The organism is Chryseobacterium sp. RR2-3-20 (assembly GCF_017808115.1).
Classification (GTDB): domain Bacteria; phylum Bacteroidota; class Bacteroidia; order Flavobacteriales; family Weeksellaceae; genus Chryseobacterium; species Chryseobacterium oryzae.
The window spans coordinates 1-11,247 of record NZ_JADQBD010000078.1 but is presented as its reverse complement, the minus strand read 5'-3'; the positions used below and the strand labels follow the sequence as shown (position 1 = coordinate 11,247).

At 33.0% G+C, this 11,247-nt stretch carries 12 protein-coding genes and 1 tRNA gene; 11 read left to right on the top strand and 2 right to left on the bottom strand.

The features are described from left to right. The first annotated feature begins 253 nt into the window (after positions 1-253). Positions 254-949 carry a VIT family protein gene (locus IV513_RS13560; protein WP_209391099.1) on the top strand — a complete coding sequence of 232 codons (696 nt, stop codon included), beginning with the start codon at positions 254-256 and terminating at the stop codon, positions 947-949. Between the two features lie 14 nt (positions 950-963). Here IV513_RS13560 and IV513_RS13555 read toward each other — a convergent pair whose 3' ends face one another. Continuing rightward, positions 964-1,812 carry a hypothetical protein gene (locus IV513_RS13555; protein WP_209391098.1) on the bottom strand — a complete coding sequence of 283 codons (849 nt, stop codon included), beginning with the start codon at positions 1,810-1,812 and terminating at the stop codon, positions 964-966. A gap of 105 nt (positions 1,813-1,917) precedes the next feature. Between IV513_RS13555 and IV513_RS13550 the strand changes: the two genes are divergently transcribed. The 5 genes from IV513_RS13550 to IV513_RS13530 all read left to right on the top strand — a co-directional run bounded on the left by IV513_RS13550 (position 1,918) and on the right by IV513_RS13530 (position 6,653). Beyond that, the gene (locus IV513_RS13550) at positions 1,918-3,069 is read left to right on the top strand and encodes an ATP-binding cassette domain-containing protein (protein ID WP_209391097.1); all 1,152 of its coding nucleotides are present in this window, start codon (positions 1,918-1,920) and stop codon (positions 3,067-3,069) included. A gap of 21 nt (positions 3,070-3,090) precedes the next feature. Continuing rightward, positions 3,091-4,956, top strand: coding sequence for a hypothetical protein (locus tag IV513_RS13545; RefSeq protein ID WP_209391096.1), 1,866 nt, complete (start codon positions 3,091-3,093; stop codon positions 4,954-4,956). Between the two features lie 168 nt (positions 4,957-5,124). Further along, positions 5,125-5,730: a DUF2911 domain-containing protein gene (locus tag IV513_RS13540; protein WP_209391095.1), complete on the top strand. Its 606-nt coding sequence runs from the start codon at positions 5,125-5,127 to the stop codon at positions 5,728-5,730. A 2-nt stretch (positions 5,731-5,732) separates the two neighbouring features. Next, positions 5,733-6,257 carry a GNAT family N-acetyltransferase gene (locus IV513_RS13535; RefSeq protein WP_209391094.1) on the top strand — a complete coding sequence of 175 codons (525 nt, stop codon included), beginning with the start codon at positions 5,733-5,735 and terminating at the stop codon, positions 6,255-6,257. Between the two features lie 36 nt (positions 6,258-6,293). Next, positions 6,294-6,653 carry a cupin domain-containing protein gene (locus IV513_RS13530; protein ID WP_209391093.1) on the top strand — a complete coding sequence of 120 codons (360 nt, stop codon included), beginning with the start codon at positions 6,294-6,296 and terminating at the stop codon, positions 6,651-6,653. Positions 6,654-6,691: 38 nt separating this feature from the next. On the opposite strand, the gene IV513_RS13525 is transcribed toward IV513_RS13530, so the two are convergent. After that, the gene (locus IV513_RS13525) at positions 6,692-7,123 is read right to left on the bottom strand and encodes a type I restriction enzyme HsdR N-terminal domain-containing protein (RefSeq protein WP_209391092.1); all 432 of its coding nucleotides are present in this window, start codon (positions 7,121-7,123) and stop codon (positions 6,692-6,694) included. 7 nt (positions 7,124-7,130) lie between these two features. Here IV513_RS13525 and holA point away from each other — a divergent pair, with 7 nt between their 5' ends. The 5 genes from holA to IV513_RS13500 all read left to right on the top strand — a co-directional run bounded on the left by holA (position 7,131) and on the right by IV513_RS13500 (position 10,991). Beyond that, positions 7,131-8,168 (top strand): DNA polymerase III subunit delta, encoded by a 1,038-nt coding sequence (holA, locus tag IV513_RS13520; RefSeq protein WP_209391091.1) that lies wholly within the window; start codon positions 7,131-7,133, stop codon positions 8,166-8,168. Positions 8,169-8,204: 36 nt separating this feature from the next. Beyond that, the gene (locus IV513_RS13515; protein WP_209391090.1) at positions 8,205-9,299 is read left to right on the top strand and encodes a hypothetical protein; all 1,095 of its coding nucleotides are present in this window, start codon (positions 8,205-8,207) and stop codon (positions 9,297-9,299) included. A 119-nt stretch (positions 9,300-9,418) separates the two neighbouring features. Beyond that, a complete protein-coding gene (gene trxB, locus IV513_RS13510) occupies positions 9,419-10,360 on the top strand; it encodes a thioredoxin-disulfide reductase (protein ID WP_209391089.1) in 942 nt (313 codons plus the stop codon). Positions 10,361-10,406: 46 nt separating this feature from the next. Continuing rightward, entirely contained in the window at positions 10,407-10,775 is a 369-nt protein-coding gene (gene crcB, locus IV513_RS13505) for a fluoride efflux transporter CrcB (protein ID WP_209391088.1), read from the top strand. Positions 10,776-10,903: 128 nt separating this feature from the next. Next, positions 10,904-10,991, top strand: a tRNA-Ser gene (locus IV513_RS13500). Positions 10,992-11,247 lie beyond the last annotated feature (256 nt).

Sequence of the window (11,247 nt, the reverse complement as noted above, 5' to 3'; positions counted from 1 at the left end):
ATTACAACCCTTACAACTATTCAGTTTTTGAATAGATTTATTTTTGATAGAAATATAAACAACCTAAAAATAAATCTCGTTTGATAATGCACTACGAGTAAATCTTTAATTCTGAAACATAACATTGAAATTCAATATTGAAATTCAAGCAAACTCAAAAATTCTTTTGTAATTTGCATTCAGAATATTTTTTGTAATTATTTCGCAAAACTTTTAATTTAATTATTTTAATTTTAGCTTTAGTTTTATTTTGATGAAACATCAACTGGAAAAACATTATGTAAATCGCGTAGGATGGTTACGTGCTGCTGTTTTAGGTGCTAATGACGGTTTGCTTTCCACAACGAGTATTGTAATAGGTGTTGCCGCTGCAGATCCTAGCCGACAATCTATCATTTTAGCTGCTTTGGCAGGAACTATTGCGGGTGCAATGTCTATGGCTGCAGGAGAATATGTTTCTGTAAGCTCCCAATCTGACACCGAAAAGGCAGATATAGAAAGAGAAAAAAAAGAACTTGAGGAAATCCCTGAAATCGAGCTTCAGGAACTGGCAAAAATATACGAAAGACGTGGAGTGAGCAAAGAAACGGCTATGCTTGTAGCAAAAGAACTCACCGATCATAATGCTTTAGAAGCCCATGCAAAAGACGAATTAGGCATCAACGAAATTACTGAAGCAAAACCGCTTCAGGCATCCATTGCTTCTTTTTTCTCCTTTCTTTCCGGTGCGGCGTTACCAATGATTCTTGCAGTTTTTGCTCCAGAAAGCGACATGGTGTATTACCAGTATGGTTTTTCTATTATTTTCCTAATGATTTTGGGGGCTGTAGCAGCAAAAACAGGTGGTTCTAAAGTGGGTATCGCAATGGTTAGAATCTGTTTCTGGGGTACTGTAGCAATGGCTATTACTGCGGTTGTAGGACACTTGTTTGGAGTAAATATCAGATAAAAAAAAATTTTAAATTAATTAATCTTATAATAAGGTTCATCAAAATATTTACTCGGTTTAATGTAAACGATTTTCCTGTCTTTATCGAAAATCCAGTTGAATCTACGCATAAGATCTGCGGCAAAATAGTTAGAATGCTGAGTTTTTAGATCTCCTGTAAAAAAACCTGCACTTACCTTCTTCAAAACGATATTTCCAAGTTTTAAAAAAGGTAAAATACCTTGCTTTGTTGTAACGGTTTGTCCGGCAGAATTTTTGAGCGACTTTTCTCCCGTAATTTTCAGTTTTTCGTTCAAATGATGAGCTTCTGCGAATTCGTTACTATAAAGCAAACCGCCCGAATACCCCGACTGAAGAAGAAAGTATGCTTCCTGTTGCTGATTTACAATGATGTTATCTGCCACAATGAAAAGCTGACCATTTTTAGCATAGAGATTCATAGGTTGATACCCTTTTAAGTCGGGCTCTTTATCATAAATAACGAATTGATTATTATCATAATCAATCTTAAAATATCTATCTTTAAAAATCCCGGTTCCTATTTTACCATCGGCTTCATGACCGGTGAGTTCATTATCAAAAAAACGGATGTTTTTGTAAGTCTTTTTACCTATTTTAACCGTATTCCCATCACTTATTTCGTCCTTAAAAATAATATGATCTGCTTTTCTAATTCTTTGAGGAGAAATAGAAGCATCTTCCATCGCAATCTGAAACATGAGATCCAGAGAATCTTTTTTATTGACTAAAGATTTAACAATAATATTATTGTACTTTGAGATTCTGAAAGGTATTGTCTCCTGAGCTTTAAAGAGGTTTGAACTCAAAACAATAATGATAAAAAAAATAAAATTTCTACTCATGATTTTCATCTAAAAATATCATCAAATATAAATTAAATTTTTCTCACCATTTAGATATACATATTAGCTTAAAAATATTATCTTCGGTTAACTTAAATAAAACAAATGACCAAACATCAGCAAAGAGTAGCCGAAGTATATCATTTTTTCGAGAATAAAGATACTGTTCTGGGATTCAGAAAACTGCTGGATTGCGCCATGGATACACAAAACATGGAAATCTACAGACAAGCAATAGAACTTACAGACTGGAAAGAAAAATTCCCAACCTACATCGACGAACTCGTCGAAAAGTCGAAAAATCTTCTTCAAAATATAGAAAAAATTCCTGTAAAAGAACATTCTTTGGAAAAATCGGTTTTAAGAGCCAGAAATATTTTAAAATCTTACGGAAGCAACCGTTTTTCTCTCGGTCCTATCTCTGTAGAAATCAATAAAGGGCAAGTTTATGGTCTGGTTGGGGAAAACGGAAACGGGAAAACTACCCTTTTGAGAATTTTAGCCAAAGAAATTTCTTATAACGAAGGCGAACTGAATTACTCATTTAATGAAGAACCAAAAAATGATTATGATCTTCGTACAAAGCTGGTATATATCCCTCAGCGAACAGAAAAATGGTATGGAAGTCTGAAAGACAATTTAAAATTTGTACTCTCTAATTACGGAATTCCTCCGGAAGAAAATGAAACCCGAACTTTGATGATGATTGCAAGACTCGGTTTGTGGAATTACAAGCACCTGAAATGGAGCGAACTCTCTTCCGGTTATAAAATGAGATTTGAATTAGCCAGAACACTGCTTAGAAAACCGGAAATTCTTTTGCTTGATGAACCTTTGGCAAATCTTGATGTTTTGGCTCAGCAGGTAATTCTGGAAGATTTAAAATCTATTGCCAATTCGGTAAACAATCCTATCGCACTTATTCTGAGTTCTCAGCAATTGTATGAAGTGGAAAAAGTTTCGGATAAAGTTATTTTCCTTAAAAACGGTCAGTATAAAGATAATTCTGAATTGCAGTCTTCAGAAAACACTCACTTAATCATCGAAATAGACACTCCCGAATCGCGAGACAGACTATTGGAGATTTTCGCAGCACTAAATATTGAAAAACTGAATTTTAACGGTGGAATTTTTGTTGCTTATTTTTCTTCTCAGACTCAGTTCTCAGAAGTAATGAAAGCTTTAGGAAACGCCGGTGCAGAAATCGTGTACATCAGAAATATTTCATCTTCCACAAGAAGATTTTTTGTAAACTAATCTTCTTAAAATTATTCTACAATGCAAAAAATACATCAATTCAACCAATATCTGCTAGAAAAATATCCTTCTATCTGGAATACCAGAATCGTATGGATGCTTTTGGCTAGTTTCGGAGTACATATTCTGTTTTTTATAATTGGCTATCTTTCTCATATAGATCCTGTTTCGCTACAGAAATACAGTGTAAAAAATGATTATTTTACAGATGGCGTTTTCTTCGTACATCTTATTATTTCTATTTTAATAATTGTTGGATGGCTTCTGATGATGCTGAAAAACAATGCATTCAAAAACTTTTATCCTTCTACAAAAGGGAAATTATTTTCTCAGTTTGTACAGTATTTCATCATTATTTTTGCGGGAACAACTTTTTTCTTTTCTTACAAGACTGGTTTCAGAGCATACATCAATCAAAAATATTCTGATCAGGAAATGGTGAAAGATATAGATGTTATTAACAGAAGCTATCCGTTTTTAGCTCAAAGTCTGGAAAATTACACCTTAGATAACCGTCTTTTTCCTAAACCTTTCCAAGATTTATATTGTGAAACCGATATTGATAAAATAGAAAGAAACCAAAAATATTTTGTTTATTACGACAGAGTTTATCAGTTTTATTCTGTGTATTCTAAGACTTCATTCAAAAAAAACAAAAATGGAGATTTTATTATTCCGGAGCCTGAAAATTCTTTAAAAACACCCATCGCCTATTCCGAAGAAAAAGATAATTCTGAGATCTATTACTTCAAAAAAAATGTTGTAGATCTTTCTTCATACATTACTACAACCGGACTTACGTACTATAATTTCTCTAATTTGCTGTATGATTACAGTTATCAAAATGAAGATTATGACGTAAGAGCCGTTGAAGATAATAGTTTATACGCATATAAAAATGCCGGAAACACCTTTCTGAAAACAAAAAAAGCGGCTATTAACCAAAAAACGACAGAACTTTTAAACAGAAAAAAACCTGCAGAACTGGAGAAATTACTAAAAGACTTTCTCGAAATTTCTAAAAAATACAGAATTCGTACAAATCTGGATTCTAAAATATGGGCAAGAATGGTTTACTCATCACAAAATCCCAATTTTGAAGTACGATATTTTATTCGGGACTACAAACCAGGTAATAATGATAATGATACCTATTCTGCTGTAACTGTAGATTCGGTATCGGCTTCTGTAGACGAAAGCGGAAACATTGTAAGCGACAGTGTTAAAATTAGAGAATTCAATCCTAAAATTAATGAAGAAATCTCTCCAAAAGACTATTTTAAAAACAATCTTACCAATTACTATTATCATACAGACAACATGAAAGATGTTCTTCAAAACATCGATTTTGTGAAAAATGAAGATTTTGTTTCAGAAAATATTCACATTTATTTATGGATTGCATTTTTTCTTTCTGCATTAATTTTCAGCTTCAGAATTACAGGGTTAAAATCACTTTTATTCAGCATAATCAGTGCAGGGCTTTTGGCTTTGGCAGTTACCTTAATTAGTGTTTTTTATAGTGTTGTAGCTAATGGCAGAGCTGAAGTTTTTATACCTTATCTTTTACTCTTTATTGCATTTGCGATACTTCTTCCACCCATTTTTAATCTGAAAAACCTTAATAAGATGGTCTCTTCTATTTTAATCAATATTTCTATTAATGGTTTTGTTTTATTACTTCTCTTAATTTTCGCAATTATCAGTATATATCAGACTGCAGATTGTCGAGGAGAAATTTACGATCATGCTTCAGGAAATAAGACATGTCTTACCGTATTCGATTCTCTTGGTTTAGGAATTAGCTATATCATTCTTTTTGGTGGGTTTATTTTTATATACCTGTATTCATCGATCATCCAAAAATGGAAAGCGATGCCAGAATAATCACTTTAAAACTATTTAATTGTAAAAACCTCTTGAACTCATCATGAGGTTTTTCTTTTTTCGATGCTAAATTTCCGAAGATGATTATTATTGAATTTAACAAATTTTATCAATCTCAAAAACCAATTTGTAATATCCATTTCGTAATTTTAGCAAAATTTAAAAAAAGTGAAAAAGTTATTATTGGCAGTTTGCATATCCGCTTCCGTTTTCAGTTTAGCACAAGATTATTCTGTACCGGCGGCAAGTCCGCGACAAAAAGTTGAACAGCAGTTTTCTATGTCTAAAATTACCGTAGATTACGGAAGACCAGGAGTAAAAGGCAGAAAAATATTCGGCGAGCTCGTTCCTTATGGTCAGGTTTGGAGAGCAGGAGCCAATTCTTCAACAAAAATTACTTTCGGGCAGTCTGTAAATTTCGGCGGAAAAACAATTCAGGCAGGAACTTACGGTTTGTTTATTGTACCTACCGAAAAAGAATGGAAAGTTATTTTAAACAAAGATTTCCAACAATGGGGAGCATATACTTACGATCCTAAACAGGATGTTTTGGATGTAACGGTTCCGGTAAATAAATTGGCAGATAAACAGGAATGGTTTGAAATCACCCTGAATCCTACTGATGAAAATTCAGGAAACTTAGTCATTAAATGGGATATGGCACAGGCCGAAATTCCATTGAAACCTGCAAAACCAGATGCAGTAACCAAAATTGCAGAAAAACTTAAAGAAATTAAGAAGATTGAATCTGAATCTGCAAAAGCAAAGAGCTAATTATGGAATTTTCTATTCAGCCTAATTTAGAAAACGAAAAATACCAAATAATCCCCTTAAAACAAGGGGATTTTGAATTATTGTACGAAGTGGCATCAGATCCGGAAGTCTGGGAACAGCATCCCAATAAAGACCGTTATAAAAGGACTGTTTTTCAAAAGTTTTTTGATGCTGCGATGGAAAGTAATGGAGCATTTAAAATTGTAGAAAAAGCTACTGGATTAATTTTAGGAAGCAGCAGATTTTATGATTATAACGAATCTGACAACAGTATTTTTATAGGATATACATTTTACGGAATACATTCTTGGGGAAAAGGTATTAATCCACAAATAAAAAAACTGATGCTCGACTACATTTTCCAATATGTTGACAAAGTAAATTTTTATATTGGAAAAGACAATTTGCGTTCTCAAATTGCAATCGAAAAAATTGGAGCAAAAAAAGTTGAGGAGAAAAAAGTCGATTACGAAGGTGAACCTTCAAGAATCAATTTCTTGTACGAAATAAGAAAAGAAAATTATTAAAATTTTAATTTAAAACCATATTCAATTCAATAAAAAATGAAGAAATATAAAATTCAGAAATCTCCTTTCGTAGTACCTACTACAGACGGGAAATTAATAGAAGAACACTGGGGAAATTCAACACAAAATGCTAATATTTCTATTGCACACATGGTTGCCCCGCCCAATTGGAGCGAGCCACATCAAACTCCGGAATTTGATGAATATACCATCATTATTTCGGGTAAAAAACAGTTTGAAATTGATGGTGAAACTGTAATTTTAGAAAAAGGACAAAGTATTCTCATAGAAAAAGGCGCAAGAATACGTTACAGCAATCCGTTTTCGGAACCTTGCGAATACATTGCCATTTGTCTGCCCGCGTTTTCGATGGATTTGGTGAATAGAGAGGAATAAAGCACTTTTATGAATAATATTTGTAATTAATTTCATACTCATTGAGGTTTGTAAAACTGATATTCTCCATTGCTGTAAAAAGCATGAATATGCTGCAAACCATTGGTTAGAATAATTTCTTCCGCCCCGATAATTGAATTGTATCTTGCTGTCTGTTCAAAGGTTTTTTCGGTGAGTTTTATTTGTGGAGCTTTGCATTCAATTAAAATTTTAGGTAACGTTTTTTCTGTTATCAAAAGATCAATTCGTTTTGTTAAGCCATTCAGAACAATCTTTTTTTCTGTGATTAACGCTGAAACCGCATAAGATTTCACAATAAGATAATAATGAATCCAGTGTTGTCTCACCCACTCTTCGGGTGTAAGCAAAAGGTAAGTTTTACGCACTACATCATAGATAAAAAACTTATCTTTGTCTTTCTTGAATTTAAAATCAAAATTTTCCTGAAAATTCAGTTTGGGAAGTTCCATTAATACGATGAAAGAATTAGATTTAATCCTCAAAAATATTAAAAATAAAGAAGTTCTACCTATTTATTTTTTTCATGGAGATGAGCCTTACTTTATAGATCTTGCCGTAAAAGCTTTAGAAAACGATTTTTTGGAAGAAGACGAAAAAGCATTCAACCAGACTGTTGTTTACGGAAAAGATACTTCTTACCAAGAAATTTTGTCTTTGGCGAGACAGTTTCCTATGATGGGAGATAAACAGGTAATTATTGTAAAGGAAGCACAGGATTTAAAACTTACAGAAGCAGAAAGCAATGCCTTAGAAACGTATGTTCAGAATGCTGTACCTTCTACGGTTTTGGTATTTGCCCACAAACATAAAAAATTAGACAGCCGCAAAAAAGTTACCAAACTGTTGGAAAAATCGGGTGCGTTATTCTTAAGCGAATCGGTAAAAGAACATCTTCTTCCTAAATGGATTGCAGACGAATGTTTAAGACTTCAGATAAAAACGGCTCCCAATATTTCTCATCTTTTGGCAGAATATTTGGGAAATGATCTTTCCAGAATCGCCAATGAGCTTAATAAGCTTAAAATGATTTTAAAAGCGGGAGAAATTTTAGACGGAACCATTGTAGAAAATCATATCGGGATTAGTAAAGAATTCAATGTTTTCGAATTGCAGAAAGCTTTAGGAATGAAAAATGCCAATGCAGCATTTAAAATTGCACATTTTATGGGCAAAAATCCTAAAAACAATCCTTTTGTGATGTTGTTGGGGAATTTATATAACTATTTTTCCAACATCATTATTTACAACACTATGGTTGGACAATCTCCTAACGCTATTGCTTCTCAAATGGGAATTAATCCTTATTTTTTGAAAGATTACGCCGAAGCTTCCCGTTTTTATCCTCTGAAACATGCTACGAGAGTCATTTCAATCCTGAGAGAGTTTGATATGAAAGGAAAAGGTCTTGGAGCAGTAAATATGGATGATGCCGAACTTATTAAAGAAATGGTCTACAAAATCATCAATGTAGATAAGATTAAAATGAAGATTTGATGCGTTGAAAATGAATTTTTTTCATAAAAGATTACCATGAAGAGTGTCTTTACAATTATTTTAGGTTTACTTTTTCAATTCACTTATTGTCAGTCAAAAATAAAATCTATTTCTCCGACTGTAGATCTGAATGATTCTTTAAACATCCAAATTATCGAAACTTTAGGTAACTTTTTAGAAACTAAAGATTCTAAATTTTGGCTTGAATCCGATTTCAAAAAATTCCAGTTTCCTTTTTACGAAATTATGGATATTCAAAACGGAAAAATGGGATCAGATTTTTATCAACCTTCACTCATGGAAATTATTCCAACCGATAAGGATGACCAAAAAATCATAAAAATAGCTTTCCTTGGATACAATCCAAAAACAAAATCTAATCTGATTAAAGCAATTTATAATATGATTGCTACTAAAAAAGATGGAAAAATATTCTTCAGCAAGTATATAAATTATGCTACAAAAGATTGGGAAGAGAAGAAAGAAGACAACATCACCTACTCTATTTCGCCATTAAAAAAAATAAACAATGTAGAAATTGAAAAGCAAAAAACAGATATTAAGCACCTTTCAGAGTTTTTTGAAACTGAGAAATTCCCGATTTATTACTATTCAACAGTCTCTCCTGAAGAAGCATTCAAATTGAAAGGTTTCGATTATCACCCAATGATGTACACCGATCAGTCGGGCGGTTTCGCAGAACCTTATAACATCGTTATATCTGGAAATAACTCAGAATATTACACTCACGAAGTGGTTCATCTTTACACCTCAAAACTTTTCCCGAAGATAAATTCTTATTTCGATGAAGGAATTGCCACTTATTTTGGAGGAAGCGGAAAGTATGATTATCTGTGGCAAAAAGAAAAACTAAAGAAGTATTTAAAGGAAAATCCTGACTTTGATGTTTTCAAACACCTCAATATATATGAAAAACTTTATTTTGAGAAGGAAACTCCAATACCTTACGTAGTTTCTGCAGTACTTTGCGAAATGATTCTTATTAAATTTGGAAAAGAAAAGCTTTTTACGGTTTTTAAAAATGGAAATTCGGTAGAGAAAGCATTAGAATCCTTTCATTTAAACCCAAAAAACATCAATTCTGAATTAAGGCAGTTTTTGAAAAATTAAAAAAACAATATTATTTAATTTACTTTTCAGATATTAAATATTGATAAGTATCATCAAATTAACTTTAATAAAACATTAAAAATTCCGACCTTAGCAAACTATAAACCGACAAATAAATTATGGAACAAAATATTTTAGATTGTGTCATTGTAGGATCTGGTCCTTCTGGTTTTACAGCCGCAATTTATGCCGCAAGAGCAGATCTTAAACCAGAATTGTACACAGGTCTAGAACCGGGCGGACAATTAACTACCACTACAGAAGTAGATAATTTTCCGGGTTATCCTGCCGGAATTACAGGTCCCGAAATGATGATGGATCTCCAGAAACAAGCAGAAAGATTCGACACCAAAGTTCACTACGAACTCATTACAAAGGCTGAATTTTCTGGTGAAATTGGAGGGATTCATAAACTGTACGCGGGTAATAAAGAAATTTTTGCTAAATCTGTTATTATTTCTACAGGTGCTACTGCAAAATATCTTGGTCTTGAAGATGAAAAAAAATATGCTGGAGGCGGAGTTTCTGCTTGTGCAACCTGCGACGGATTTTTTTATAAAGGAAAAGATGTAGTTGTTGTTGGAGCTGGAGATACCGCAGCAGAAGAAGCCACTTATCTTGCAAAATTATGCAAAAAAGTGACGATGTTGGTAAGAAAAGATGTTTTCCGAGCATCTAAAGCAATGATTCACAGAGTAAATAACACTCCGAATATTGAAGTGAAATTTAACCACGAACTTATTGGTATTGAAGGAGAAAACAATTTAGTGGAAAAAGCGGTAATCATCAACAATCAAACCCAGGAAAAATCTACCGTTGATGTGGACGGAATTTTTATCGCTATTGGACACAAACCCAATACAGATATCTTTGTGGGACAAGTTAACCTTGATGAAAACGGATATATTCTTACGGAAAAAGGCTCCTCAAGAACCAATATTCCGGGAGTTTTTGCAGCTGGTGATGTTCAAGATCATATTTACAGACAGGCCATTACTGCAGCAGGAAGCGGATGTATGGCAGCCATGGATGCAGAGAAATATCTTGCTGAATTAGACTAAATTATATAAATTTAAACGCACCTTAATTAAAAGGTGCGTTTTTTTTATGAGAAATATATTTCTAATATTTTTTGGAGGAGGTTTAGGTAGTGTTTTGCGCTATCTGTTGTCATTTAACGCTCAGAAACTTTGGAAAATCAACAATTTTCCTGTTGGAACTCTGTTGGTAAACATTATAGGATGTTTTGCGATAGGTTTTTTAACCTCTTATTTGGTAAAGTTTGATAATGGACTCAAATTTCTTTTAATAACCGGAATTTGTGGAGGATTCACCACTTTTTCAGCATTTAGTATCGAAAATTATTCTCTTTGGGAAAATCAGCAATTTTTGATGTTAACTATTTACATCGGATTGAGTATTTTACTTGGAATCATCGCAGTTTTTGCAGGAATTAAATTTTCAAATATTCTGTAATTGAAAATAAATAACCTGATTTCTAACCGATTATTAACACTTGTTAAAATTTACTTTAAAAATATTTTGCAAAAAGAGAAAAACGCTCTATATTTGCACCACTGAAAACGAGAAATCGTAGTAAGTAAGGAGAGTTGGCAGAGTGGTCGATTGCGGCAGTCTTGAAAACTGTTGACTGTAACAGGTCCGGGGGTTCGAATCCCTCACTCTCCGCCAGGTTAGAAACCAAAATAAGCTAAAACGCTGTAAACATCAATGTTTACAGCGTTTTTTGTTTTAGCGCAGTATCAAAAAAAAACAAAATAGGTCACGATTTATATGACCTATTTCGTGTCCCATTCAAAAAATTACAAAAATGGGTCACGAAAAATCAGGGATCAGTAACAAAAGTTGGGGACTAGGCAAAAATTTTGGATAATCTGAAAAGGAAAAATGCTTTGTCTTTAACGCCTCGAAGCTGCATTCTGAAGTT

Bases quoted from the DNA above. Each gene is read 5' to 3' on its own strand.
- IV513_RS13560 (WP_209391099.1), top strand. From the start codon at position 254: ATGAAACATCAACTGGAAAAACATTATGTAAATCGCGTAGGATGGTTA.
- IV513_RS13555 (WP_209391098.1), bottom strand. From the start codon at position 1,812: ATGAGTAGAAATTTTATTTTTTTTATCATTATTGTTTTGAGTTCAAAC.
- IV513_RS13550 (WP_209391097.1), top strand. From the start codon at position 1,918: ATGACCAAACATCAGCAAAGAGTAGCCGAAGTATATCATTTTTTCGAG.
- IV513_RS13545 (WP_209391096.1), top strand. From the start codon at position 3,091: ATGCAAAAAATACATCAATTCAACCAATATCTGCTAGAAAAATATCCT.
- IV513_RS13535 (WP_209391094.1), top strand. From the start codon at position 5,733: ATGGAATTTTCTATTCAGCCTAATTTAGAAAACGAAAAATACCAAATA.
- IV513_RS13530 (WP_209391093.1), top strand. From the start codon at position 6,294: ATGAAGAAATATAAAATTCAGAAATCTCCTTTCGTAGTACCTACTACA.
- IV513_RS13525 (WP_209391092.1), bottom strand. From the start codon at position 7,123: ATGGAACTTCCCAAACTGAATTTTCAGGAAAATTTTGATTTTAAATTC.
- holA (WP_209391091.1), top strand. From the start codon at position 7,131: ATGAAAGAATTAGATTTAATCCTCAAAAATATTAAAAATAAAGAAGTT.
- IV513_RS13515 (WP_209391090.1), top strand. From the start codon at position 8,205: ATGAAGAGTGTCTTTACAATTATTTTAGGTTTACTTTTTCAATTCACT.
- trxB (WP_209391089.1), top strand. From the start codon at position 9,419: ATGGAACAAAATATTTTAGATTGTGTCATTGTAGGATCTGGTCCTTCT.
- crcB (WP_209391088.1), top strand. From the start codon at position 10,407: ATGAGAAATATATTTCTAATATTTTTTGGAGGAGGTTTAGGTAGTGTT.